At 42.9% G+C, this 25710-nt stretch carries 23 protein-coding genes; 18 read left to right on the top strand and 5 right to left on the bottom strand.

Translation table 11 applies throughout. The annotated features are described in order from the left end of the window. Positions 1–70 precede the first annotated feature (70 nt). From BM415_RS08915 to BM415_RS08885, 7 genes are all read left to right on the top strand, one after another. Positions 71–886, top strand: a complete 816-nt coding sequence (locus BM415_RS08915) for an AAA family ATPase (RefSeq protein ID WP_091156956.1) — start codon at positions 71–73, stop codon at positions 884–886. Between the two features lie 147 nt (positions 887–1033). After that, positions 1034–1282 carry a type B 50S ribosomal protein L31 gene (locus BM415_RS08910; RefSeq protein WP_091159149.1) on the top strand — a complete coding sequence of 83 codons (249 nt, stop codon included), beginning with the start codon at positions 1034–1036 and terminating at the stop codon, positions 1280–1282. A 95-nt stretch (positions 1283–1377) separates the two neighbouring features. Then, entirely contained in the window at positions 1378–1527 is a 150-nt protein-coding gene (rpmG, locus tag BM415_RS08905; protein WP_076313791.1) for a 50S ribosomal protein L33, read from the top strand. Positions 1528–1612: 85 nt separating this feature from the next. Next, positions 1613–1882, top strand: coding sequence for a 30S ribosomal protein S14 (gene rpsN, locus BM415_RS08900; RefSeq protein WP_076313792.1), 270 nt, complete (start codon positions 1613–1615; stop codon positions 1880–1882). A gap of 127 nt (positions 1883–2009) precedes the next feature. After that, positions 2010–3218, top strand: a complete 1209-nt coding sequence (locus BM415_RS08895; RefSeq protein ID WP_091156955.1) for a GTP-binding protein — start codon at positions 2010–2012, stop codon at positions 3216–3218. Positions 3219–3396: 178 nt separating this feature from the next. Further along, positions 3397–3921 (top strand): GNAT family N-acetyltransferase, encoded by a 525-nt coding sequence (locus BM415_RS08890; protein ID WP_091156952.1) that lies wholly within the window; start codon positions 3397–3399, stop codon positions 3919–3921. Positions 3922–4019: 98 nt separating this feature from the next. Continuing rightward, positions 4020–4814 carry a DUF2935 domain-containing protein gene (locus BM415_RS08885; RefSeq protein ID WP_091156951.1) on the top strand — a complete coding sequence of 265 codons (795 nt, stop codon included), beginning with the start codon at positions 4020–4022 and terminating at the stop codon, positions 4812–4814. 143 nt (positions 4815–4957) lie between these two features. Here the strand turns inward: BM415_RS08885 and BM415_RS08880 are convergent, their stop codons facing one another. Beyond that, the gene (locus tag BM415_RS08880) at positions 4958–5407 is read right to left on the bottom strand and encodes a hypothetical protein (protein ID WP_091156948.1); all 450 of its coding nucleotides are present in this window, start codon (positions 5405–5407) and stop codon (positions 4958–4960) included. A 195-nt stretch (positions 5408–5602) separates the two neighbouring features. On the opposite strand from BM415_RS08880, the gene BM415_RS08875 reads away from it, so the two are divergent. Next, positions 5603–6178, top strand: a complete 576-nt coding sequence (locus BM415_RS08875) for an RNA polymerase sigma factor (protein WP_091156947.1) — start codon at positions 5603–5605, stop codon at positions 6176–6178. Continuing rightward, positions 6132–7445 carry a DUF4179 domain-containing protein gene (locus BM415_RS08870; RefSeq protein WP_091156944.1) on the top strand — a complete coding sequence of 438 codons (1314 nt, stop codon included), beginning with the start codon at positions 6132–6134 and terminating at the stop codon, positions 7443–7445. The genes BM415_RS08875 and BM415_RS08870 overlap by 47 nt, the downstream gene beginning before the upstream one ends. Before the next feature lie 461 nt (positions 7446–7906). On the opposite strand, the gene BM415_RS08860 is transcribed toward BM415_RS08870, so the two are convergent. The 3 genes from BM415_RS08860 to BM415_RS08850 form a co-directional block, all read right to left on the bottom strand. After that, positions 7907–8026, bottom strand: a complete 120-nt coding sequence (locus BM415_RS08860; protein WP_139236973.1) for a YjcZ family sporulation protein — start codon at positions 8024–8026, stop codon at positions 7907–7909. Positions 8027–8627: 601 nt separating this feature from the next. Beyond that, positions 8628–9557 carry a heme o synthase gene (gene cyoE / locus BM415_RS08855; protein WP_091156937.1) on the bottom strand — a complete coding sequence of 310 codons (930 nt, stop codon included), beginning with the start codon at positions 9555–9557 and terminating at the stop codon, positions 8628–8630. Between the two features lie 306 nt (positions 9558–9863). Continuing rightward, a complete protein-coding gene (locus tag BM415_RS08850) occupies positions 9864–10742 on the bottom strand; it encodes a LysR family transcriptional regulator (protein WP_091156934.1) in 879 nt (292 codons plus the stop codon). 153 nt (positions 10743–10895) lie between these two features. Between BM415_RS08850 and zwf the strand changes: the two genes are divergently transcribed. The 9 genes from zwf (at position 10896) to BM415_RS08810 (ending at position 24680) form a co-directional block, all read left to right on the top strand. Continuing rightward, complete coding sequence (gene zwf, locus BM415_RS08845; RefSeq protein WP_091159147.1) at positions 10896–12452, top strand: glucose-6-phosphate dehydrogenase; 1557 nt, start codon at positions 10896–10898, stop codon at positions 12450–12452. Between the two features lie 171 nt (positions 12453–12623). Then, the gene (gene fsa / locus BM415_RS08840) at positions 12624–13289 is read left to right on the top strand and encodes a fructose-6-phosphate aldolase (protein ID WP_091156931.1); all 666 of its coding nucleotides are present in this window, start codon (positions 12624–12626) and stop codon (positions 13287–13289) included. A gap of 28 nt (positions 13290–13317) precedes the next feature. Beyond that, positions 13318–14754 (top strand): NADP-dependent phosphogluconate dehydrogenase, encoded by a 1437-nt coding sequence (gene gndA, locus BM415_RS08835; protein ID WP_091156929.1) that lies wholly within the window; start codon positions 13318–13320, stop codon positions 14752–14754. Between the two features lie 182 nt (positions 14755–14936). Next, complete coding sequence (locus tag BM415_RS25785) at positions 14937–15065, top strand: hypothetical protein (protein ID WP_280142851.1); 129 nt, start codon at positions 14937–14939, stop codon at positions 15063–15065. A gap of 163 nt (positions 15066–15228) precedes the next feature. After that, positions 15229–16869, top strand: coding sequence for a hydroxysqualene dehydroxylase (locus BM415_RS08830; RefSeq protein ID WP_091156927.1), 1641 nt, complete (start codon positions 15229–15231; stop codon positions 16867–16869). Positions 16870–17102: 233 nt separating this feature from the next. Further along, the gene (locus tag BM415_RS08825) at positions 17103–17438 is read left to right on the top strand and encodes a hypothetical protein (RefSeq protein WP_139236972.1); all 336 of its coding nucleotides are present in this window, start codon (positions 17103–17105) and stop codon (positions 17436–17438) included. Between the two features lie 40 nt (positions 17439–17478). Next, positions 17479–18252 carry a lipase family protein gene (locus BM415_RS08820; RefSeq protein ID WP_170862408.1) on the top strand — a complete coding sequence of 258 codons (774 nt, stop codon included), beginning with the start codon at positions 17479–17481 and terminating at the stop codon, positions 18250–18252. Beyond that, entirely contained in the window at positions 18236–19414 is a 1179-nt protein-coding gene (locus BM415_RS08815; protein ID WP_091156920.1) for a hypothetical protein, read from the top strand. Before BM415_RS08820 ends, BM415_RS08815 begins: the two co-directional genes overlap by 17 nt. Before the next feature lie 109 nt (positions 19415–19523). Beyond that, on the top strand, positions 19524–24680 hold the full coding sequence (locus BM415_RS08810; protein WP_091156917.1) for a protein kinase domain-containing protein: 5157 nt from the start codon (positions 19524–19526) through the stop codon (positions 24678–24680). On the opposite strand, the gene BM415_RS08805 is transcribed toward BM415_RS08810, so the two are convergent. Continuing rightward, complete coding sequence (locus BM415_RS08805) at positions 24653–25411, bottom strand: response regulator transcription factor (RefSeq protein ID WP_091156916.1); 759 nt, start codon at positions 25409–25411, stop codon at positions 24653–24655. The two genes, BM415_RS08810 and BM415_RS08805, sit on opposite strands and share 28 nt — an antisense overlap. Positions 25412–25710 lie beyond the last annotated feature (299 nt).

The following is a 25710-nucleotide window of genomic DNA, read 5'->3' as shown; positions in this document are numbered from 1 at the left end:
GAATAATATATACTTTGTTAATCGTAATATTTACTAATAAATCGGCTTTGCAATAGACAGGAGAATTAAGATGGGTCAACAGAAAAATAAATCGAAAATGCTGCCTAAATCAAAAGGTATTGATGCTGCTTCCGTATACACTGCTGCAGAATGCCGCAAAAAGGTAAAGCATATCGTACTTAATGAAACTAACTCTAAGATCGTTGATGAGTTTCTCCATATTCAACAATTACGAGATAAATTTGAAGCTGCTGATGTTCCGATGCCGAATAAGATGGTGATGTTTGGTCCGCCGGGCACGGGGAAGACACTTACCGCTTTTTACATTGCAGAGCAATTGGATCTTCCACTCATCATGGTTCGTTTGGATGCGATTATTCACAGTCATTTAGGGGAGACAGGCAGTAATTTGCGCAAAATATTCGAATATGCGAAGTCGCTCTCCTGTGTCCTGTTCTTGGATGAAGTGGACGCGATCGCCAGGGCAAGAGATTCCATCGACGAAGTGAAAGAGATGGCTCGTGTCGTGAATACACTGTTACAGTGTCTGGATGAATTCGATGGCGACAGCATATTTGTGGCCGCAACGAATCTTCAGGCCGAGCTGGATCATGCCATATGGCGCAGATTTGATACCCGGATGCATTATGATTTACCTGAGGAGACGGAGTGCAGAAGCTATCTATCCAAGCTATTGGGGAATGAACCTATTGAATCTTCTATGATTAAACAGGCCGCTCAGTTGTTAAAGGGCTGCAGCTTTGCAGATATGGAGCAGGTTATTATTAAAGCCAAACGCAAAGTCATTATTGAAGAGTGCAGCATGGACTATACCAAAATAAAGAATGCATTTCATGACTATTTTCCACACACCATGGTTCACTAAAGCTAGAACAATAGAAATACCGAGTTTCGTTTCTTGTTGCTAAGGTTGACAGAAGCGAGATTATGGTGTAATTTAATCTTTATTAATCGTAATAATTACGAATAAATGAAATGAACAATAATACACACATAGAAAGGCAGGATTATGATGCAAAATGGTATACATCCAAAGTATCAAACCGTTATTTTCTTGGACGCAAGTGTAGGCTATAAATTTCTCAGTGGTTCTACAAAGACCTCATCGGAGCTAATGGAGTGGGAGGATGGTAATACCTATCCCGTCATTCGTGTAGACTCAAGCTCAGCGTCACATCCTTTCTTCACAGGAAAACTAAAGAATGCGGAAATTGGCGGACGTGTTGATAAGTTTAAACAGAGATTACAGCACAAGAAGTAAATATAAGCAGTAATCTTAAGCATTATCTAAACAGAGCTTAAGTGCCAATCTGGTCTTTGGCAAAATAACAAAATGAAATAAGGGATGTGAATTCAGTGAGAGTGATCGTAACCTTGGCTTGCACCGAAACAGGTGATCGGAATTATACAACAACGAAGAATAAACGGAACCACCCTGAAAGACTGGAAATGAAAAAGTACAGTCCTAGATTGAAAAGATACACGTTACATCGTGAAACTCGCTAAAAGGAACAACTCCATAACGGAATTTGCGAAATGAACCATACGTAGTTGTAAAACACAGAATATTGTTGAAAGAAGGTTACTTGCGTTGGCGAAAAAATCAAAAGTAGTAAAAGAGCTGAAAAGACAGCAGATGGTGCAAAAGTATGCGGATAAACGCAGGGAGTTAAAAGAAAAGGGAGATTATGAAGCCCTGCAGAAGCTGCCTCGGGATTCCTCTCCTACACGTCTTCATAATCGCTGCGCGGTGAGCGGCAGACCGAGAGGATATATTAGTAAATTCGGTGTATCCCGAATTGTATTCCGAGAACTCGCACACAAGGGTCAAATCCCAGGTGTGAAAAAATCAAGCTGGTAAACCAAACCGCAGAAGAAGTTTATGTTAGCTAAGATGGGGCTCCTTACCTGTAAAGGAGCCTTATTTTTACTCAGATAGACCTTGTGTAGTTATTTCTGCGCTATATGAATGGAAAGGAAGCGATAATATGAACCTCCAAACCTCAGCAGCACAAGATGGTAGAATTCCCGTTACCGTATTATGCGGTTATTTAGGAGCCGGGAAGACAACAATTATGAATCACGTGTTAAACAATCGAGAGGGTCTTAGAGTAGCAGTGATCGTTAATGACCTGGGCGAGGTCAATATCGATGCTGATCTGATACGAGATGGAGGTGGATTATCTCGTACGGATGAAAAATTAGTCGAGATGTCCAATGGCTGTATCTGCTGCACGCTGCGTGAGGACCTTCTTGTAGAAGTAGAACGTCTTGCTAAAGAACAGAAATTTGACTACATACTTATTGAATCAACGGGCATTGGAGAACCTGTTCCGGTTGCTCAAACGTTCAGCTATGTGGATGAGGAGAATGGGATTGATCTAACTCAGTATACAAGACTGGATACCATGGTTACGGTGGTGGATGCTGCTCAGTTCTGGATCGATTTTAATTCTAAGGAATCTTTAAGGGACCGCGGTCAGGCAGTCGGTGAGGAAGATCAACGTGGAATTGTACACTTATTAACGGATCAGGTCGAATTCTGCGACGTACTAATCCTTAATAAGGTAGATCTTATTTCTGAAGAGGAGTTGACTCGTCTTGAGAAGGCACTGACTGCCTTACAACCAGAGGCGAAGCTCATTCATTCAGTACAAGGACGCATTGATCCCAAAGAAATACTAAATACAGGTCGATTCAACTTCGATAAAGCTAGCCAGTCTGCGGGTTGGATTAAGGAGATGTTAAAGGAAGAGCATGTGCCTGAAACAGAAGAATACGGGATTCACTCGTTTGTGTACAAGCGAAAGGTTCCGTTTCATCCAGAACGGCTGCTTCGCTGGATTTCTAAATATCCATCCTCGATTGTTCGATCCAAAGGCTTAATGTGGTTAGCCACTCGGAATCATATGGCCATTTCGTATAGTCATGCGGGTACATCGAAACAACTCTCTCCCGCAGGAGTTTGGATTGCTTCACTAAGCCAAGAAGAAATCGATTTTCATTTTAACGGAAAGATCCCTGACATTCCTGATTGGGATGAGGTGTGGGGAGATCGGATTACGAAGATTGTGTTCATTGGAATTGATATGGATCGTGAGGAAATTGAAAAGAGCCTGGATACAGCGCTATTAACTGAGGAAGAGCTTCATTCCAATTGGAGAGAATTTAAAGATCCATTCCCTAAGCTGCAATAAATCAAAAGAGAAGTCCTTGAGAGTGTGAATTTTGAGGGGCTTCTTTTTTTATGGGAAAAAGATAGCTGCCTTAATTGTTGTACTTTTTACTGCAAATATTTTATCTTAATATATAGTTGTAAGTAATTTATAGCATACAACAACTCTGCAATAATACATGCAAACAGAAGGAGCATATATGAGTAAGATCAGATTAGCGCATGCTTATACGATACAAAAGATTGAAGCAGAGCCCTATGATCAAGTTATCGCATTTGTCATGAAAATAAGGAAGGAAGTATTTCCTATGCTGTCAACGGAACAGCTTCCCCAGGACTTGGATCAATTCGAGCAGTATTATGTGCTTAGAAAAAATGCTGCTGTTTTTGCTGCTATATCCGAGGATGGTTCAGTGCTTGGTACAATCGGAATTTGTCCTTACGACGGAAGGCTGAAACAGATTGAAGGAGTCTATGACTTAACAACAACCGCCGAAGTCGTCAAGTGTTACACAGATTCGACTTGCCGCCGTTCAGGCATTGGTACCGCCTTATTTGAAGCTGCGACGGCCTTTAGCCGGGAAGCTGGTTATGAAACGTTATACTTACATACGCATGCTTTCTTACCAGGGGCCATTCCATTCTGGACAGCAAAAGGCTTCAGTGAACGATTGTACGAGAATGACCCTGTTTGGCAGACGGTGCATATGGATATGAGGTTTTAACGATCTATTAAAAATAATTTACAGTTCTACTAGCGTTCTACATAGCCTCAAGCAGCATATATTTGGTGAATAACGGCTGTGAGAGGAGGATGAAATGGATGGAGGATGCTTTATATGAGCATCGGTTTTGGCTGCAAATTCTTGGTGATCATTGTCGGTTTATTTTTACTGCACTCTCACCTAAAGAAAAAGCTGATATCGCCATCGCTGAACGATTGATGAACCGATTTGATGTGCTGCTCGATGAGGCGAGACGTTCGAATGCATCGACAAATATCTCAAATCTAACGCATGAAGCAAATGGTGCCACTCAAGAACTTCGAAATTTCAAACTGAATTTACTGAAACGTCAGCTTGAAGGCAAAGTAGATATACTTCTGACGCCCTCCTTCATTAACCACATGGTGAATGAATTAGAGGAATATCAGCGAATCTTAAAATCATTGCTTGAAGGGCAAGGTGTTCCTCTATTTCATCCGCTGCATTATGATATGCTTTGGTTACAGGATGCATATGGACATGCAGCCAGTCTCGCTGCCGATTTAGATTTTGCAGAAATGCAGCTCATTAAAAAAAGTAATGCTTTTCAGAAAAATTTCAAAGGGTTTTATCTCAAATCCGTGGAAATGGCTGGATATTTACGTACCCATTTAAAGGACTTCCCGGCATTGACGAAATTTCATGCGGATGTAGACCTTGAAATGAAGGTATTCATGCACTTTCTAGCCGAGCTTGAGGAATTTGAGCTGCGCGGGGAAGTGCTGGATCGAATAAATCCGTTAATGCCGGACCATATGTATCGAGAAGAATGTTATTATCTATCGAAGCTGGCTGCACTGGGTGAGATTCAGAGCCCTAATTGCGATCCAACAAAGCCAAGAGTTACTGGATAAAGGATATATTTAATCAAATAATAGAGGATGGCTTCGGTTTTCATCTGAAGTCATCCTTTTTAATTGTACAAATTTGTTATATTAATTGTTTCTCTTTAATGAATTTGCTGATGGCGGAATTTATAGGCAACAATCCGTCATTCCTAATATTCTTTCTTCCTGCGAAACAAACGAACGACGGCGATAATTACGACGATCCACAAAGCCAGACTGAGTAGGGAAAGTATAGGGGCACCAAGTGAGAATCCGGCAAACGGATTAAACAGTGATCCTATAATTGTGCCTAGAGCCAGACCGCCGAATAAGCCGCCAAAACCACCAAAACCCGTTCTTGTTGCAGGTGTCGTTCTTGGTTGGGATGGATTATTCACGTTATTATCCTGTCTAGATGGATTTGTACGATTGGGATTCCGGATTCCGGGGTTATAGGTTCCTCTTGGTGATCGAAATCCGCCTCGTCTAAACGGTTCTATAGTGCTGTTTTGTTCCATTTGGTTTGATTCTTCAGGTGGATCGGGAGTGGCGTTAATTTCAGCTATACAAATTCCATTAATCAATAAAATGATAAGGAGCATGATTAGCCATTTTCTCATATGTTTTTCACCTCGACCGTAGTTTACCCCTAATGACAGGGAACATTCGGATAAAGATGAAGAAATTCAAAAGCAATGGGAGCAAGAATTTTATATAAAGAGAAAATGAATCTGGATCGGCTGATTTTTGTTTTTTTGTTTCAAAATGAACTTTATTTACTGTTAATATCTCTTATTTAGAAAAGGGGGGAGACCATGAATATAAGCCGTCTTGTTAGACAAGCCCAAAGGGGGAACAAAGAAGCTTTACTACAGCTCATCTTAGCAGAACAGGACGCTTATTATCGTCTTGCCTATAAGTATATGGGAAATAAGCATGATGCAATGGATGCCATGGAAGATATGATCATAACTCTCTATGAGAAGCTTGAGCAATTGCAGAAGAGGGAGGCATTCTACAGCTGGAGTAAAACGATACTTGTAAACCACTGCAAATCAGCACTTCGAAAAAAAGATAAACTTATTCTCATTGAAGGAAAACAGGAGTCTTTCATAGCTAATCTGACTGAAGTTGATCCTTATCTTCACTTTGAGTCTGAGACAGATATGAAAGAGCTTCTATCCAAGCTAAATCCACGTCAGCGTGAAGCGATCGAGCTTCGCTATATACATGACCTTCCTTATCAGACCATTGCGGACATGACAGGTGCACCGATTGGTACGATCAAATCAAGAATCTCACAGGGTCTAGTTAAACTGAAATCTACGATCGGAGGTGATCGTTATGAGAACGATCGAGGAGAGATTACAAGAACACAAGCAGACCTCTGAAAGAATGCAGGCACCGTCAGAGCTGGAGGACAGACTTCGTAATGCACTAGACCGTGTTCCGAACAAAAAGAAGAAGAATGAAGTCGTCCTGTGGTTTGGGCTCACCGCAGCAGCGTTAGTGCTTATCGTTGGAACTTATCAATATCCGGCATTGACCTATTATGGAAACGAGTTGTTCAATATGGGGCTGAATGCCTCCAGCTTCTCAGAAGCTGCCACAGAGGGATACGGGCAGGAGGTCAATAAGAGTACAACACTAGATGATGGTACGCTTATTACAGTGGATAGGGTAATCGCCGATGATAACTCGTTCTCTATGTACTACACCATTAAGGCTCCAGAAGGAGAAATAATCAGAAGGGATTCATCTCGTTTCGGCGTAGACCATATAGAAGGCTTCATGACCAATTCATCTCCCGAAGAAGGCAGTAATGATTACAGTGAGGACGAAACCGTACTCCATGGAATACAACGTTTTGAATCCGTTAGTCCTTTGTCTAGAACATTAACCGTGACTTTTTATGAATTCCAAAAAAATGGGGAACGTGAGACATATCCGATTTCATTTAAATTTGATACCAGCAAAGCAATGAAGAGCTTGGTTAAAGAAAAAATCTCAAAATCAGTTGCTGTCGATCAGGGAGAAATATATTATGAGTCTATTACAGCTTCACTAACCTCTACCGTCATTAAAGGACATATTAAAATGAATGAAGAATGGGCACAGGAGCGGCAACCTTGGTTTTTTGGAACGACACTTCTCTACGTAAATGGAATTGAAATGAATTTTGACTTCATGGAGTCACAATATGACGCAGCTACTGGCCTTAGCGAATTTGAACTTGGATTTGATGCGCTACCAACGGACGAGATCAGAAGTCTTGAGCTAATACTTAAAAATTCCAGCGGTTATCATAATCAACAGGAAACAATCTCTCTTGTCTCACCTTCCGATCAATCCATTAAAATGGGAAGTGAGAAACTATGGATTCGAAGTGTGAGCAAAACGGATACAGGTTATGATATCGTGATGGCTACTAAACAATTTACGATTCTGGAAAATGACAATATATTTGTACAAGCAGGCGGTACTGAGGTTCCCGTATCGTCCATTTCTTCCGAGCGTCCATGGGACTTAAACAATGGAAACATCCTGTGGGAGCGAACCTATTCATTTAATACCACGGACCAACCAGAATCATTGATTCTTGGTGGATATCATTATATTAAAACCTATAATAAGATTGTACCGATTCCTTTTGATTAGCAGCTATTTAAAAAATGGAACTGCACCGTATTGCTAGGTACCCTAACCAGCAATAGAGGTGCAGTTTTTTGATGAAATCTTGTCTCTTCACTTAAATTATGTAATATTGGAACTTTCAACTAAATGGGTCGTATTACCACGAGCACATAAAATACGAGCTAGATATACTTTACGATTGCATATGCATTAATGGGGGTACTCCTGTTGTTCATTTCAGGCTGGGGAGCGATCGTTAAGGTGAAGAATGATGTGAATATGGGTATGGATCAGTATAAGAGGAATACACATGAGAATGATATTGAACGTTATACCGGTAAGTATAATCACGAGACTAGTAGTAATCAAAAAATGACAGGAAGTAGCGAAACTGCTTCATCTACTCATCCACAACCGAATATCTCAATAGCAAAGCCCATCCGATATACAATCGGATGGGCGTATTTTTTGAATCGTTTTACTTATTAATATCCTTTAAAAGCCTTTACGATGATGACTAGCAAAATGAACAATACAAGAATGGCAGCAACGCTGTTGCCGTAACCTCCGTTGTAAGCACCGCCAACATATTCATATCCGCTCATGTAATCCACCTCCTTGCTGATCATGCTATATTCTATGCAATCTCATATGACTTGACTGGTTAAACATCCTTTAAGAGTAAATATCCTCACATGTCATAGGAACATAACAAGCATACGGGCAGTTGCCTAACGAACCTTCACTGAATATATCTAAGACATAGGATGATTCAGGAAAGGATGTTGAACATGCAAGCTAGTTTACAAGAATTTGAAAAAGGATGGATTGCATACACTACAAACTGAGGTCCGGGAAGTAATACGAGCTTTGGAGGCGTGAGACAAACGGAGACGGGATCAGTATAAGCTTGAATTATCGTCGAAACTACCAAAAATGAATACCGATCATCCTGAGTCTATGGAATGGATCGCAAATTCGGGATTAATGATGAAATACCATTAAGCGACCTGATGAACTTGCTCAGGAAATTATAGAGGAAAAGAGATTTAAGCTAGCTGTGATGCGAGTCACTTGAGCAATGAATTTGCTTCTATTACAATACATAAAATTCCAAATGTAAAAGCCCTAAGTATTTTCTTCTATGTTAAAGAAAAAACTTAGGGCTTTGCTATTTAAGGGAGCAATTTTAGCTGATATTTCGTACTATCTTAGCATTTGGGCAATCAGAGAGAAGATAATCACGATCAGGAACAATAATGTCATATGATTCAAGGAGAAGATGAACATCTTCTTAGCCCAGCTCGTAATGTCTGATTTGCGGTAGCTTACCAGGCTGAAGATTAACCAGGCAAGACTTAGAGCAAAGGCAATTCCAGCAATGTACGGGTTAAATGTCCAGAATAGGGCACTTGAAGCCGTGAGCAGGATCAGATAAAAATTGGTTTGGAGATAAGTTCGTTTAATTCCTTTTACGACTGGGAGCATTGGTACTTCAGCTGCTTTGTACTCGTCTAAACGACGGATAGCAATTGCATAAAAATGAGGCATCTGCCATATGAGCATTGTTGTAACCAAGGCCCAGATTTCGAAGTGTCCGAGCTCGTTCGAGATGACAGACCAGCCAATGAGTGGCGGAACTGCTCCAGAGAAACTACCTACTTCCGTATTGTAAATGGTTGTCCGCTTCGTCCACATCGTGTAAGGCACGACATATAGGAATAAGCCGAGAAATCCAAAAAATGCGGCTAGTGGTGAACTCAAATAGAGAAGTAATATACCGAGAATACTCATTAGGAATCCGAGAATTAAACCTGACTTTGTATCCACTTTGCCGGTTACTGTCGGGCGGTCCTTGGTTCGCTGCATGATGGCATCGATATCCCGATCATACAGATTGTTAAATGTACCGGCAGAACCGATAACGAGCGATGAACCAATAATCGACAAGATAATAGCGCCCAAATGGTCAATAAACGAAACATTGAATACATAGAGAGCCATACTTAGTCCGGCGAACATCGCGATGAGATTTGATTTTATGATTCCTGTCTTAATGGTCGCAAAGAAAACCTGTGGCAGGGATTGAACATCCGCTGCTGCACTTGATCCTGAACTATTATTAATTGTACTCATAATTCCACTCACTTCTATGATTAAATTAGTATATCTATATAGATTGAACTAAATTTGATCTACTGTCTAGCCTGAATGTTACATTTTTGCTGTTAAATCTTCTTTAGTTCAACTGTATACAGCATACCAATTTTTAAGGTAAAAATGTTTGTTTGTTAAATATTTAATAATTCATTCAATAAATTGTGAACTTCTTATTAACTTTTTCATAAAGGTATTTTAATATTCAGAAAATGTGTTCTTCATGCCAATCCCCAGATCAGATCCTCCTGTACGCTGAGTATACTTTTTTATACCCGCCTTGACTCACCTCACCATTTCAAGGAACCTTGTTGCTGCACTGGATATAGGCATATTACGCATAATCATGACGCCTACCTTGGATGGAGGCAGCTTGATGTCTAGTTCAATTTCAAATAAGGATCCTTCTCTCAGCTCTTTAGACACGAATTCACGTGTGACATATGAAATACCCAGACCTCTTCGGGCAAATTCAATGAGTAAATCCACGCTTCCGACTTCAATTTCAGGTTTTAGCTCATATCCATATCGTTCAAACAGCTCAGTGACTGCCATTCGAGCACGGCTGTTGCGGGAGAATAAAATGACGGGATATTCCATCAGCTCTTCCATAGACAGCTGTACCCCTTTGAGCTCCGCATAATGCTCTCCAGCGACGAAACAATCCTGCAGTTGGATGCTTTCGGATACTTCAATATGAGAATCGACGATTGGCATTCTGACGACACCAAGGTCGATGCGGCCTTCTTTGAGGTATGAGATCACCTCGGGTGTAGTTCCATGGTTTAGATGCAGCTTGACGCTCGGGTATTTAGCGTGATAGTCCTCAAGAAATGGAAGCAGGTAGTGTTTAAATAACGAATCGCTGCCCCCGACTCGGAGTTCCCCGCTGTCCAGGTTTTTTAATGCAGCCATTTTTTCCTCAGCAAGTGAGATCATAATTTGAGACTGTTCAATATATGAAAATAGAATTGTTCCTTCCTGTGTTAGATTAACTCCCTTGGAAGTACGGTGAAAGAGTGTCACACCAAAGCTCTCTTCAAGCTGTTTGATGGCATGGCTTACACTGGGTTGGGTAAGGTACAACGCTTTTGCTGCCTGGGTTAAACTCCCTGTTTTCGCAGCCCAATAGAAAACTTTGTATAGTTCATAATTATTTGTCATAGATGTGGTCTATATCTCCTCTGAAATATATTAATTACATGTATAACTGTGCTTTGTATTATAGTGTATTTAAGAAATAGATACCAGAGATGATCACAGGCAATACCAAATATTCGGTTACTGTGCATTCTCAGCAGGAAGGAGATAATGGAAGTGAATCCTACAACTTTTGTATTGTTTGGAGCTACAGGCGATTTGGCCAAACGAAAAATATATCCTGCACTTTATCATTTGTTCCTGAACGGAAAGCTGCCGGAGGCATTTTCTCTGATTGGACTTGGGAGAAGGAGCTTATCTGATGCAACCTTCCAGGCCCATGTTAAACAATCTCTTTATGATTTTTATCGGTTTGAAGTGAAGGAAGATCAAACCTTACAAGCATTTCTAAGCTTATTCGGCTTTAATATTTTAAATATTGATAAACAAGAGGACTTTGTTCAATTAAAAGGACGCGTTGAAGCATGGGAACAAGGTCATGAAGGCCTTGTAAATCGATTGTTCTACCTTTCTGTAGGACCTGAGTTCTTCGGAACGATCTCATCCCAAATTGAGAACAGCGGGCTTGGTGAGGTTACGGGCTGGAAGAGACTTGTGATCGAGAAGCCTTTCGGACATGATCTGGCTTCGGCTCGGGTGCTCAATGCTCAGCTTAGCGAGGCATTCGCAGAAGAGGAAATATATCGAATTGACCATTATCTTGGCAAGCCGATGGTTCAGCGTCTTGAAGCATTACAGCAGGCGAACCCGGTAATTCAGGCCTTGTGGAACAATCGTTACATCGCAAACGTTCAGATTACAGCTGATGAAACCGTTGGGGTAGAAGAACGTGCAGGCTATTATGATCATGTCGGCGCTGTACGGGATATGTTCCAGAATCATATGCTGCAGCTGCTCATGATGCTGGCCATCCAAGTACCTCAGAACAGCACCACAGCGGAGAATGTCAGATTGAAGAAGAAAAAGGTGCTTGAAGCCATTGAACCACTGCAGAGACAGGATGTAGCCACACGCATCGTGCGCGGTCAATACGCTGCAGGAACACTCCATGGTACGCCAGTTCAAGGTTATACTTCTGAGCCGGGTATTGCAGAAGACTCGATGAACGATACGTTTATCGCAGCCAAGCTGAACATTGACAACTACTACTGGCGTGGAGTTCCGTTCTATATCCGTACGGGCAAACGTCTGAAATCCAAGCACACACGCATGGTTGTCGAATTTAAAGATCCGATTAAATCACTCGGAAGCACACAACAATCCATTACGCCAAATCTGTTGATCTTTGATATTGGACCGGATGAAGGAATCACGCTGCAGCTGAATACGAAGGACCATGAACATCAAGGTGGATTCAAGCCAGTCAACATTGATCTGTACCCAGACCGGACCGAAGCGCCTGAAGCTTACGAGACATTGATCAACGATGCCTTGATTGGCGACTCCACCTTCTTCGTCCACTGGGATGAAGTGGAGCTCTCATGGAAGTGGGTTCAACCGATACTGGAGGCTTTTGCGGAGAATGAAGTGCCGCTTCATCCGTACCCTGCGGGTTCACATGGTCCGGCAGCAGCGAACGAAATGCTTGCTCAAGACGGTTATCGCTGGTGGTTTGATGAGCCGGATGAGACCTTTGTCTTAAATGAGACTGCGAGAACAGCTGAAGATGAATCTTCAGCAGCTACTCCCGTTGCACAAGTTATTGTAGGATAAATTTTGGGTAAGTTCTGTTCAGGCTGAATGAATCTCATAATCTTCAGTATATTATAGGATGTGAGATTCATTCAGCTGCAGATTATTTTGTAAATCGGGATTGTTCATTAATCCCAAGCGCATCGAGTATTACCAAATCCATCCCAATACACATTACAGGAGGCTATACAAATGAAATTCTTTATTGACACAGCGAATGTACAGGATATTAAAAAGGCTTATAAAATCGGAGTATTATCTGGAGTAACAACGAATCCATCCTTGGTAGCCAAAGAAGGCGTGAAATTCGAGGATCGGATCGAGGAAATCCTGCAACTTGTACCTGATGTGGAATCTGTATCTGCGGAAGTAACTCCTGACGCGGTGTCTGCTGAAGAGATGATCGAACAAGCGAATGAGCTCATTAAGATCAACAATAACGATAAGAACATAACGATCAAGCTGCCAATGACCCTCGCAGGTCTTGAAGCATGCCGTTATCTTGCTCATAAAGGTGTTAAAACCAACGTTACATTAATTTTCACGGTGAACCAAGCACTTCTTGCTGCTCGTGCAGGTGCAACTTATGTTTCACCATTCCTTGGCCGTCTGGATGATATCTCTGAAGATGGAGTTCAATTGGTATCCAAAGTAGCTGAATTGTTCCGTACGCACAGCTTGGACACACAAATTATCGCAGCTTCTGTTCGTCATCCGGATCACGTAACACGTGTAGCTATGGCTGGAGCCCATATCGCTACTGTACCTTTCTCTGTCATTGAGCAAATTTCGAAGCATCCATTAACGGATCAAGGTCTTGATAAGTTCGCAGCAGATTGGCAAAAAAGCGTGAAGTAATTCAAGTATACAGGGGGAGAAGAGATTCGTGAGCAAACAACAAATCGGAGTGGCTGGCCTTGCCGTCATGGGTAAAAATTTGGCCTTGAATATGGAGAGCAAAGGATTCTCTGTAGCACTGTACAATCGGTCGTCTGAGAAGACGAAAGAACTGCTTGCAGAAGCCGAAGGCAAAAATTTTGTAGGCACATACAGTATCGAGGAATTTGTTGCATCTCTTGAAACACCGCGTAAGATCATGATGATGGTCAAAGCAGGTGAGCCGACGGATGCGCTTATTGAGCAGCTCGTACCTCACTTGGAAGAGGGAGATATATTAATTGACGGCGGAAACGCCTATTTCCCTGACACAGAACGCAGATATCAAGAGCTTGCTGCCAAAGGGCTGCGGTTTATCGGCGCTGGTGTATCCGGCGGTGAAGAAGGGGCACTTAAAGGGCCAGCCATCATGCCAGGCGGACAAAAAGATGCTTATGAGCTCGTCGAGCCCATCCTTACCGGAATTTCTGCAAAAGTAAACGGAGATCCTTGTTCGACTTATATTGGAGAAGGTGGCTCCGGCCATTATGTGAAGATGGTTCACAATGGTATCGAATACGGCGATATGCAGCTGATCGGTGAGGCATATCACCTCTTGAAGGATGTTCTTCATCTGGGTACGGATGAGCTGCATGAGATCTTTACCGAGTGGAATCGCGGTGAACTGGACAGCTATCTGATTGAGATTACAGCCGATATCTTCTCCAAACAAGATCCTGATACGGGCAAGCCGATGGTGGATGTTATTCTGGATGCGGCAGGTCAGAAGGGCACCGGTAAATGGACGAGTCAAAGCTCTCTAGATCTGGGAGTTCCACTCTCCATTGTTACGGAATCTGTATTTGCACGCTTCCTGTCTGCGATGAAGGAAGAGCGCGTACAGGCTAGCCAAATTCTAAAAGGTCCTGATACCAAACCTTATGATGGGGATGCAAAAGAATTTATCGAAGCCGTTCGCAAAGCTCTGTATGCGAGCAAAATTGCTTCTTACGCCCAAGGTTTTGCACAGCTTCGATCCGCATCAGAAGAGTACAATTGGAACCTGAATTTCGGAAGTATTGCCATGATCTTTAGAGGAGGCTGCATTATTCGTGCCCGTTTCCTCGAGAATATCAAGGAAGCTTACGATAAGAATCCGGAGCTGAAAAATCTGCTGCTGGATGATTACTTCGGCTGGGTTGTGAACAACTATCAGGAAGCTTGGAGACAAGTGGTTTCTATTGCTGTTCAATATGGCATTCCGGTTCCTGCCTTTGCTTCTGCGTTAGCCTACTATGACAGCTATCGCACAGAGCGTCTCCCGGCGAACTTATTGCAAGCACAGCGTGATTACTTCGGCGCCCATACGTTCAATCGTGTGGACAAGGAAGGAACCTTCCATTTCCAATGGATGGAGTCCGCTGACAAGGTTCTGGAGACGAAATAATACACCGCAATAAGTAGATTCAACATATTACGAGCACTCACGACTACAATCTAAAGTTGTCGTGAGTGCTTTTTTTAATATCGTTTGATTTCACATAGTGTTCAATCATCTCAAGTGGGAAGAAGGTTATAATACAATGTAGACAACCTCATAGATGATGAGGGAATGGGGAGGAACGTTTAGTGTATGCAGGTGTATTTTTTGCGATAGGTATTATCGCACTAATCTTGATAGGCAGGGTCGTATTCGAGAAGATGACCAAAGAACCGGATAAGAATAAGCAGGGTCTCGAGGATAAAAATAACCATTAAATGAAATAGAGTCTTACTGAAAAATATGAAACCATCTCATGATTTAGACAACTGATCGAATGATGAGACTGCTTCTATCCATCAAAATATTTGAAACACTTTTTTGTCGAAATTTGCTATGATGAGGAAGAATGAAACTTCAGATAACATGGGGAGGGGAAGTATGGGCAAGAAAGTGGCAGTATTAGGTGGAGGAGTTGCAGGTCTAACAGCAGCGCATGAGCTGGTCGATCGGGGGTTTGAAGTTGAGGTGTACGAATTCAAAGCAATCCCAGGGGGGAAAGCTCGCAGCATGCCATATTCCGGTTCTGGTGTAGGGGATCGTTCTGATCTTCCGGGTGAGCACGGATTTCGGTTGTTCCCGAAGTTTTATAGACATGTCATAGACTCAATGAAGAAAATCCCTTATGAAAATGGGAAGATGGTGTACGATAATCTGGTGGAAGTGCCTCGTCTTGACATCTCAACAGACACACATCCACTCGTTCCACTCGTGACGGAAATGAAATTCTCACTTGATGATTTAAGAGATTTAATCAAATTGCTATTTGATAATGGTCTTGGCTTAACGGAAGCCGATCTGGAGCAATATACATCCAAGCTATGGCAGGTGATGACCAGCTGTGACGAGAGACGGGAGAATGAATATCAGGATATCCCTTGGTGGGACTTCATTGAAGCAGATCAATTTTCTCCAGCCTTCCGCAAAGTGTTTGGGAATATTACGAAGACGCTGGTAGCCTGTAAGTCCACCAAGGCGAATACCAAAACAGTCGGTACAGTTGCTGCACAGATGACACTGGATGTTCTGACACCAGGCTTGTCGTTTGTACGTATACTGGATGGTCCTACGAATAATCGCTGGATTGACGCGTGGGTTCATTATATACAGAGCAAAGGAGCGTTGTACGAAACTGAGGCGCAAGTGACAGAGTTTCATTATGAGAACGGTCAAATCTCTGGAGTTTCGGTGATCAAGAATGGAGAGAGCAGCACGATTACAGCTGATTATTATGTAGCTGCATTTCCAGTCGAGATTATGTCGGAATTTATTACGAATGAAATGGCAGCGGCTCATCATGAATTAGCGAACATCCGGGTGCTATCGAAGTCCATTGACTGGATGAACGGAATTCAATTCTATTTGAAGGAAGATGTCCCTGTGGCCCCAGGCCATGTAATGTATTTTGATTCTCCATGGTCGTTAACCTCAATATCGCAGGCACAATTCTGGGATGGATTCGATTGGAGCAGTTATGGGGATGGACAAGTTAGAGGCGTATTATCAGTAGATATATCCGATTGGGAAACGGAAGGAATACATATTCGTAAACCGGCTATGGATTGTACACCGGAGGAGATCAAAGAAGAAGTATGGGAGCAGTTAAAAAGAGGATTAAATGTGGACAGCATCATTTTGCATGATGAAGTGCTTCATTCATGGTTCTTGGATACAGATATCCATTTTGAGAATCCACATCATACGGTTAATCTGGAGCCACTCTTAATAAATGAAGTAGGGACTTGGGAGCTTCGCCCGAATGCATATACCTCCATTCCAAATCTATTCCTCGCATCCGACTATGTTAAGACCAATACAGATCTCGCTACGATGGAAGGTGCTAATGAGGCAGGGAGAAGAGCGGTGAATGCCGTTCTTCATGCAGCCGGCTCTAGCCAGAAGCAATGCAAGATATGGGAGATGTATGAATTTGATCTTCTTGGTGTTGATTATTTGGCACCATGGCATGCACATGACCGTCACCGATATCACAAGGGACTTCCATGGGACGGAAAATTATAATTGCTTAATTCTCGAAGCATCGTCTTGTAAAAGACGGTGTTTTTTTATACTCAGAATTAGCCGTTTTACGTGATAAAGTATGCACATCATTTTAAAGTGATGGTTTAACTTATGTTAAAGAGCGTTTAAGAACGATCTTTAACTAATCTTTAGATTGGCTTGAACGTAGCTTTAACCGATTCTTGTAAGATCATAAGTACTAAGTGATGATCCCCATTATAGAAAGGAAGATTATGATGCATACCCCATCAATTCCTGTGACAAAAGTCATCGTCAGATTGGCGAAAGGGGAGGAAACGTTTGTTGCTGTCAGAGACGATTCGGGTTCAACCGGATACGACTGGAGAGTTGAGCCGGGTTCTCCGATAACGGTAACAAGTGAGGTATATATCCCTATTCCCGTTAAAGAAAATGCATTATTAGCACCTTTCGTTCTGCATGTATTTGCACTGAGGCTTGAACAGGAGATGACCGGGGAGTGGATCGAGCGTATAGAGCTGATCTCTTCAACGATGGGCGAAACGATACGAGTCATTGAAGCTCATATTGGAGCTGTAAATTATGGTTAAGCCCTTGCTTAATCGAGATGAGGCAATGCGGTGGGGGAACATGATTAAGGCTTTATATACAGGAGATGCCGGTTCGTCAAATGCGAGTGCTTTTCCTAAAATTTCTACTCCATCCAACTGGCGCATCATTGCGAATATTACGCTTGAGCCTTCCAAATTTCAATGGCATTCGGAACAATGTATCGGTTGTATCGGTTGTATCGGTTGTATCGCTCAGTCGATCACCGATCCTTCAATACAAGCGATCGTATTTCGCGGGACAGCCAAGGCGCTGGAATGGGCTGATGTTTTCGATTTCTTCCTGCTGTCCTATACTGAACCGGGAGGAATTGGCAAGGTGGAGGAAGGATTCGCAAGGATGTATCGTTCCTTGAAGGTATGCTGTACCGCTACAAATAAGGAGCAGATGCTCACTACATATGTTGAGGAAATGAATGCTTCTCAATTGACTGTTGCAGGCCATAGTCTTGGTGGTGCATTAGCCATGCTTACTGCTTTTGCAGCCGCTTTTTACGATATAGATACAGAAGTTTACACTTTTGGTTCACCTATGGTGGGCGATCGGGTGTTCACAGAGACCTATGAACAGGCAGTCCCTCGTACGTTTCGTATTTATAATGTGCCCGATATCGTTCCGAAGCTGCCGAGTTACGAGCTGGGATACGTTCATCCTGAATCGGGATATCCAGTGAATTCCTTGAACAATCCCGCAATTGGACGAGGAATCACCCAATATCACAAGCTTGAAACGTATCTATCATGTATCGCTCAATCCAAGTTGGAGCACGATCAGAATAATGAAAGAGTTGGATGATGATATGCCGAATTTATTCTCTAACAACCACAAACGCAAAGCTAGATGGATCGAGCTGTATACAGATATTGAATCCTTGCTTCACCAAATGAAGGAGAAGCATGAGCTTTTCAAAGGATTAAGCCATGAGATCCATGATAAACTAACCCTGGTATATACAGATCATGACATCTATCCTGAGACTAAGGCTCATGAAATATGCAAGGTGCCTGAACTGAAACATGATTCAGCGATGAGCTGCGAGACATTAAGAATATCCAACCTATTGGTGAGCGCTGCTGCAGTTATGGCCTCAATCCAATTCCTTGCTCCAGAAGTTACAGCTCTCCTCATCAGATCCGAGATACTGGATTCTGAAATGGCTGATATGACTGCGGTCTCAGTCTTCGGTGGGGAGATTAGCGTAGGTCTGGCTGCAGGCACTTTAATTGCAAGTGCTGTCGTATCTCTTGCGGCCGCTGGAATTCGTACTGCACTCAAAGGGGTTGAGCAGATGGTTCTGGGAAATAAACTGCGCAGAAGCATTCATCATCTGAATCAGGTTCGAGCAATGAAGCTACTGGCCTTGAATCGACTAGATATCATCATCCGCTCTATGACCTACATTAAGTATGAATTAGATCAAATGCAGGACCGAGGTGATGCCGTTACTGAGACCGCGGTGCAGCACATGATTCGGAACTTCGCAGAGCCGGCAGTCCTTAAGGCAAACTCGATTCAGCTGTCTGATGCTGTGCATCAATTGAATCAAGCAGATCAATCTCGTGCTTCATGGACGGAGGACGATATTATCCCAACTGCTTCTCCTGAGCCTCAGCGGGCATTTCATATAGAACAAGTGCCAATACAATCCTTGCCATCAATTCCGGCTGATCTGAAGGCACTGAGTTTGTCTTCACCGGACACCTATGAACTCAAGGATATCTATCCTGTATTGAGATCCAATAGCTATACCTATTGGCCGCTTAGCTACGCAGATCATCGAATGGGGATGGCCATTGTCGTGTATGATTCCGATGGGAACCTGATTAAACGTTGGGATAAGTTCGGAGCGAGATATATTGTCGATATCATGGCGAATCCAACGAACCAAGCCATGATTTTCAGGGGAGAGTCCAATCATTATTTTTCGATGTCGTGGTCCGAACTCGGGGTAATGTAAACAGATTTTTTTGTAGAATAATGGAAGTAATCTTCTTCTCACTGACAACGCTTTTACGTATAATGATCTCAAAGCCACTGCCATAAGTATAAGTGAAAAGGTGAAGAAGATGAGAATTGGCGAATATTCCAGTTACGAACGATTGAATGACGGGAAGTATGCAAGCGTTTTTCGAGCGCGGTCCAGCAAGAATGATCAGAAATACATACTTAAAGTACCAAGAACAGAACCTCCTATTGCAGAAGAATGGCAAAGATTGAAGCAAGAATACGACATGATCAGCAGTCTTCCTATAAAAGGGATCGTCAAATCTATTGAATTGATTCCCTACTATAGTGGATATGCACTCGTACTTGAGGATAATGGGGGCATATCCCTTCAGCAATTAATAAAAGAAAATTCTCTAACGCTGGAAGCTACTCTTGAGATTGCAATCTCCATTGCATCCATCGTTGGACAATTGCATAGACATCGAATTATTCATAAGGATATTAAACCAAGAAACATTATTGTGGAGCCGGAGAGCTACAGTGTGTGGATTACAGATCTGGGTATTGCGAGCCGGTTTCGATCCGAGTATGTAAGATCGACTGCATATGGACAATTAGAAGGAACCCTGTCCTATATGTCTCCAGAGCAGACCGGCCGGATGAACCGTATGGTGGATTATAGAACCGACCTATATTCACTTGGGGCGACCTTTTACGAAATGCTCACAGGTGTTCCACTGTTCCAGGCAGAATCGCCGATGGAATGGGTGTATTGTCATTTGGCGCGGACACCGATACCGCCTTCTCATCTGGATGCTCGAATCCCTGCAGTCTTGTCCGACATCATTATGAAATGCTTGTCCAAGAACCCAGAGGACAGATATCAAAGTGCACAAGGCTTGGAGCATGATCTATTCTGCTGCCTCAAACAACTGGAGGAGCATGGATACGTAACTGAATTTGTCATTGGTGATCAGGATAAGAAAGACGTCTTCTACATACCAAGCGGCCTGTATGGTCGAGATACCGAGGCAGCCAGACTTAGAAAACTATACGAACGCCTTCAGTTTGGAAGTAGTGAATGTGCGATGGTAAGCGGGCTTGCTGGTTCAGGCAAGTCCAGCTTGGTCCAAGAACTGATGCTGGATGTTACCCTTGGCGGAGGACTGTTTGTATCCGGTAAATTTGATGTCTTAAAGCGTCAGGTTCCTTACAGTGGTGTACTTCAAGGCTTGCGTGAAATATTACGCTCCCTATCGTCCGAAACAGAAGATGAGCTTGCTGTATGGAGGGATCGAATTACCCAGAAGCTTAAGGAGAGCACTCGTGTGCTTGTTCATATGCTGCCTGAATTAGAGTGGATTATTGGTCCTCAAGATGCAGCGGAATCCCTTACGGCACTATCAGCTGCAGAAGCGAAGAATCGTCTGCATTTTGCGGTATTTCAACTGCTGGAATGCTTGACAGAGCACAGGCCGATTGTATGGTTCGTGGATGATCTTCAGTGGGCGGACCCTGGCTCGCTGCAGCTCTTGCACTTTTTGATGACGGCGTCAAACGCTCCTTCACTGATGCTGATCGGTGCGTATCGTGTGGAGGATTGGGAGAAGGAGCATTTACTTAGATGGTTTGTGGGAGAGCTTAGTTCAACTATAGAGAGAACCGAGCTTATTACACTGGCTCCTATGGATGAAGACATATTGAAAGCACTGCTGCTAGATACATTTGGGTCAGGAATACAGCAATCGAATCGCTTCCAGAAGATCGTGATGGAATATACCGGAGGTATCCCATTTGATGTGAAACAATTTATATATGGTCTTATCGAGCAGAATTTGATGAGCTTGGATGAGGATTCAAGAACCTGGATGTGGAATGAAGAACAGCTGTTAACGACGAAAGTATCTGACCAGATGTCAGGCTTCCTCTTGCAGCGAATTGATCAATTGGCAGAATGCGAGAAGGAAACGTTGAAATATGCTTCATGTATCGCTGACAGATTTGATTCGGAGCTCCTGGCCAATCTATTGCAAATTGAGAAGGCACAGCTTCAACTTCAATTGAATCCGTTAGTTGACTTAAGATTAATTGCTCCGTCTGGACCACACGAATATACTTTCCTTCATGATCGAATTCGGAATTTCTTCTATCATCTCTTGCATATGGAGGAGAAGCAGCAAATTCATCTTCAGACTGCGAGACTCATTGAGCGCAGTACAACAGGAGAAGGTGAGGAGCGACTATTTCTATCGGCACATCATTATCGGCTGGGCTTGCCATTACTGATGGACGAGCGGGAGAAGCTGCACATTGCACAGATCTTCCAGCTAGCTGCGGAGCAAGCCAAAGCTTCTGGTGCATACGATTCGGCAGCAGAATGGTATTCATGCGGTATCGAGCTTCTAGAAGAGCATGATTGGAAGCATTCTTACGAATTGGCATTCAGTTTATTTCTCGGAAGATGGGAATCAAACTCCCTGCAAGGAAGATTTGAAGAAACGGAACAAGGCTTTGCAGATATGCTCAAGCTGGCGAAGAATCCAATCAACCGTGCAGACGTCTACACCGTCATGATTAATCAATATACGCAGAGCGGACAACACGAAAGAACGATATCTATGGGTATGGAAGGGCTGAACCATATATTTGGACTTCAGTTAAATTCTGCTCCAGGTCAAGGCTCACTGCATCTGTCACTCTTGGATATTATATTCCAACGAGTTAGGAAAGGAAGCAGAGAAAAGAGAAGCTCACGCGCTTCCTTGATTCAGGATGAAAACAGAAGTCAGATGAAACTGCTGATGGACACAGCGACATCTGCTTATTTCGTCAATCCGACTTTATATTTGAACATGATGCTAACGATCGTCAAGTATTCGATCCATCACGGCAATTTTACAGAATCGTCTAATGCTTATAACGCATTGGGTCTGTTGTTAGGATCGGGATACGGACAATATAGCCGTGGCTATGAGCTTGGTTGTTATGGTGTAGAGCTTAGCAACCAGTTTAAGCATCCAGGACTTCGTTGCAAGACACATTTTACCTTTGCCGTATTTATTTCTCCTTGGAAACGTCACTTGCGCAACTCTGTTGACGACTTATGGACATCTTATCATGCCGGAATGGAAGCAGGGGATCTGGTCTTTGCGGGTTATGCAATAACTTATATACTACTTGCTCATGATTTTCTCGGCCTCCCTTCTGAGCGTTGGATTGAAGAAGCGGACAGGCATCTGCCTTTCTTGAGACAAACGGGAAATCCAGAGACGGTACATATGATTGAATTGGTCCGGAAGACACATATTCGCCTCATAGACAGCTACGGACCGAACGTTATGCTCTCTGAATGTGAAATAGAGGAAGAAACATGGATCAAAGAACTTGAGGGGATTCAGAACCAGGTCGTGATCCAGGTCTTTTATATGAAAAAAATGATGTTGTCCTACCTATCAGGGGACTATGAAACCGCGTATGAGATGTCACGAAGATCAAAGGGAGCGCTTGCTGCTTCGTTCGGTTTGTTTCACAGAGTAGAGCATGAAATATACACAGCATTAACCCTATACTCCCTGATTGAGCATGGAACCAATGATAGAAGGAAAGTGCTGCTTCAGGAAGCGCGTCAGTGTGAACGCAAATTATATCGCTGGGCGCTAGAAGCACCTGAGAACTATCAGCACCTCTATCTGCTCGTCAAAGCGGAAAGGTATCGTGTTGAGAAAAAGTTAAAGCAGGCCGAGAGAAATTTTGAATTGGCGGTGGAGGGGGCCCGAGTTAACGGGTTTCATCATTTTAACGCAATCGCCGCTGAACGCCTGGCAAGCTTCTATGTAGCTGAAGGCCGGATGACGGCTGGCAGAATGTCCATGGCGGAGGCTTATCATTTATATGAGCAGTGGGGTGTCGTGAACAAAGTGAGAAGAATCGGAGATGCTTATCCAGAATTTAAATCAGGCTCGTATAACACGACCACCACAATATCGACAGATTTTCTGGATCTGGAAGCCATAATGGGGGTATCTCAAGCTCTATCTCAAGAAATCGTGCTTCAGACGCTGCTTGAAAAAATTATGACGATCCTAATTCAGATATCAGGAGCAACGAGAGGCGTACTCGTTGTTAAACAAGCTGAGGGTCTCTATGTAGAAGCTGAAGGGGAAGGTGGGGGCAGAGTTGGAGATGGTACAGCCAGACATACAGCGGCCGAGGAGATCCATATCTACAAGGAAATTCCATTGTCCATAGTGCAATATACAGCGAGGACAAGTGAGGACGTAGTGCTTGATGATGCTTCAAGGCAAGGATTGTTTGTCAAAGATCCGTATATACAAAACAATGAAGTACGTTCCATCTTGTGCATTCCGATACTGCATCAGGGTACTTTAAATGCGATTGTGTACTTGGAGAATCGGTTTACTTCTCATGTATTTAACGATGAACGGAGAATGGTTGTACATATGCTGGCAGGTCAGGCTGCGATATCCATCGAGCATGCAAAATTGATATCGACACTGGAGCATAAGGTTAAAGAACGAACAGAAGAATTGATGCAGATGGAGAATGACCGGCGGAAGCTGCTCGCTAACATATCGCATGATCTTGGAACACCGCTGACCTCAATTCAAGGCTATGTTGAAGCTATTCTGGACCGTGTCGTAACGGAAGAAGAACAGCAGCGCAAGTATTTAAAGGTTATTCATTCCAGAGTTCTAAGCATACAACGATTATTTAAAGATTTGGTGCAGCTGAGCCGAATGGAAGCCAAGCAATTAACCATGACGAAGACCCCAATGCATACAGGGGTGTTCGTACAGTGGTTATCACAGAAGTATGAGCTTGATATTGAGCAGTCTGGAATCCAATATATTATAAGTCTTGATCCTACTGTGATGGATATATCAAATAGGGAAGACATGCAAATTTTGGTGGATCGGGAGCGAATGGGACAGGTGTTTACGAATTTGATCAGTAACGCCATCAATCATACGTCTCAAGAGGGTTCGATTACTTTGTCGGCAGTCATGAGTGAGGAGGGGCATCATTTAATTGTACAGGTGAAGGATACAGGGGTAGGGATCTCGGAAGCAGATATACCTTATGTATTTGAAAGGTTCTATCGAGCTTCGAAATCCCGAAATTCAAAGTATGGAGGAAGTGGACTTGGACTTGCTATAGCCAAAGAAATTGTTCAATTGCATGACGGTGAGATTTGGGTAGAGAGTTCACTGGGTCAAGGCAGTACTTTCTATGTAAAACTTCCCTTTATTACTTGAGAACTAGGAGCAGCCGGCTGTGCGAGGAATTTATAACCCACTCCGCGCACGGTCTGGATATATTGCGGCATTGATGGATTTGCTTCGATTTTTTTGCGTAAATTGCTGATGTGTACCATTACTGTTCTGGTGTCGCCATAGTGATCTGCTCCCCATATAAAGTCAAACAGCTGTTCAGTAGGGAATACACGTCCCGGCTGGCAAGCTAGTTTATGGAGGATATTGAATTCGGTAGCAGACAGCTGCACGGCTGTTCCGCGAATATGTACTTCATGCGTCGATTCATTAATTATCAAATCACCGAAGTTCAGAATATGAGTATCATTTATGACTTCATTGCTGGTGAGTACAGGCTGAGGCTGTCGATGAACCCGACGGAGATGTGCCTTGACCCTGGCAACCAGTTCTCCAGGACTAAACGGCTTGGTCATGTAATCATCAGCTCCTACGCTCAATCCGCTGATCTTATCCCAGTCTTCACCTTTGCAGCTTAAGAAGAGAATGGGCGCAGGAGTATGATCTCTAATCTGTCGACAAATTTCCAAACCGTCCATATCGGGAAGCAGAATATCAAGAATAATCAAATCAGGCCGCAGCTCGTAAACGGCTTGAATGGCTGCCTGCCCGGTACTTACGGTAGTTACGTTATACTGTTCTCTCTCCAGATATAATCGGATGAGTTCACTGATCTCAAGCTCGTCGTCCAGTACGAGAATGGATTCATGGGACATGCTTCGTTCACCTTCTTGCAATATTTAATAGACAAATTATACCTGACCCGCGGCGGATACGAAATAACTTCTAGATAAATTTACCTATGAATTTTGATTTGATCAATTCCATTAAGAAAAAATAGGATATTAAGGAAATTTTGCTGGTGAAAAGGTTTAATAGTTTGTGGTTTTCACTATTATAGATTTTTATCACAAAGGGGTTGCTCAATGGCTTGAGTTACTCCATATAAAGGGGATTCCACTATCATTAACCTCTATCGTTATCGTCCATTTTCAACAGGACCCTGTACCAGAAG

Source organism: Paenibacillus sp. 453mf (genome assembly GCF_900116105.1).
Classification (GTDB): domain Bacteria; phylum Bacillota; class Bacilli; order Paenibacillales; family Paenibacillaceae; genus Paenibacillus; species Paenibacillus provencensis.
This window is presented reverse-complemented; position numbering and strand designations above follow the sequence as displayed.

Bases quoted from the DNA above. Each gene is read 5' to 3' on its own strand.
- BM415_RS08870 (WP_091156944.1), top strand. From the start codon at position 6,132: ATGAGAACGATCGAGGAGAGATTACAAGAACACAAGCAGACCTCTGAA.
- BM415_RS08875 (WP_091156947.1), top strand. From the start codon at position 5,603: ATGAATATAAGCCGTCTTGTTAGACAAGCCCAAAGGGGGAACAAAGAA.
- cyoE (WP_091156937.1), bottom strand. From the start codon at position 9,557: ATGAGTACAATTAATAATAGTTCAGGATCAAGTGCAGCAGCGGATGTT.
- BM415_RS08895 (WP_091156955.1), top strand. From the start codon at position 2,010: ATGAACCTCCAAACCTCAGCAGCACAAGATGGTAGAATTCCCGTTACC.
- BM415_RS08860 (WP_139236973.1), bottom strand. From the start codon at position 8,026: ATGAGCGGATATGAATATGTTGGCGGTGCTTACAACGGAGGTTACGGC.
- BM415_RS08880 (WP_091156948.1), bottom strand. From the start codon at position 5,407: ATGAGAAAATGGCTAATCATGCTCCTTATCATTTTATTGATTAATGGA.
- BM415_RS08915 (WP_091156956.1), top strand. From the start codon at position 71: ATGGGTCAACAGAAAAATAAATCGAAAATGCTGCCTAAATCAAAAGGT.
- BM415_RS08830 (WP_091156927.1), top strand. From the start codon at position 15,229: ATGGGCAAGAAAGTGGCAGTATTAGGTGGAGGAGTTGCAGGTCTAACA.
- fsa (WP_091156931.1), top strand. From the start codon at position 12,624: ATGAAATTCTTTATTGACACAGCGAATGTACAGGATATTAAAAAGGCT.
- BM415_RS08805 (WP_091156916.1), bottom strand. From the start codon at position 25,411: ATGTCCCATGAATCCATTCTCGTACTGGACGACGAGCTTGAGATCAGT.
- BM415_RS08885 (WP_091156951.1), top strand. From the start codon at position 4,020: ATGGAGGATGCTTTATATGAGCATCGGTTTTGGCTGCAAATTCTTGGT.
- BM415_RS08890 (WP_091156952.1), top strand. From the start codon at position 3,397: ATGAGTAAGATCAGATTAGCGCATGCTTATACGATACAAAAGATTGAA.
- BM415_RS08815 (WP_091156920.1), top strand. From the start codon at position 18,236: ATGAAAGAGTTGGATGATGATATGCCGAATTTATTCTCTAACAACCAC.
- BM415_RS08910 (WP_091159149.1), top strand. From the start codon at position 1,034: ATGCAAAATGGTATACATCCAAAGTATCAAACCGTTATTTTCTTGGAC.
- BM415_RS08850 (WP_091156934.1), bottom strand. From the start codon at position 10,742: ATGACAAATAATTATGAACTATACAAAGTTTTCTATTGGGCTGCGAAA.
- BM415_RS08810 (WP_091156917.1), top strand. From the start codon at position 19,524: ATGAGAATTGGCGAATATTCCAGTTACGAACGATTGAATGACGGGAAG.
- BM415_RS08825 (WP_139236972.1), top strand. From the start codon at position 17,103: ATGATGCATACCCCATCAATTCCTGTGACAAAAGTCATCGTCAGATTG.
- BM415_RS08820 (WP_170862408.1), top strand. From the start codon at position 17,479: ATGATTAAGGCTTTATATACAGGAGATGCCGGTTCGTCAAATGCGAGT.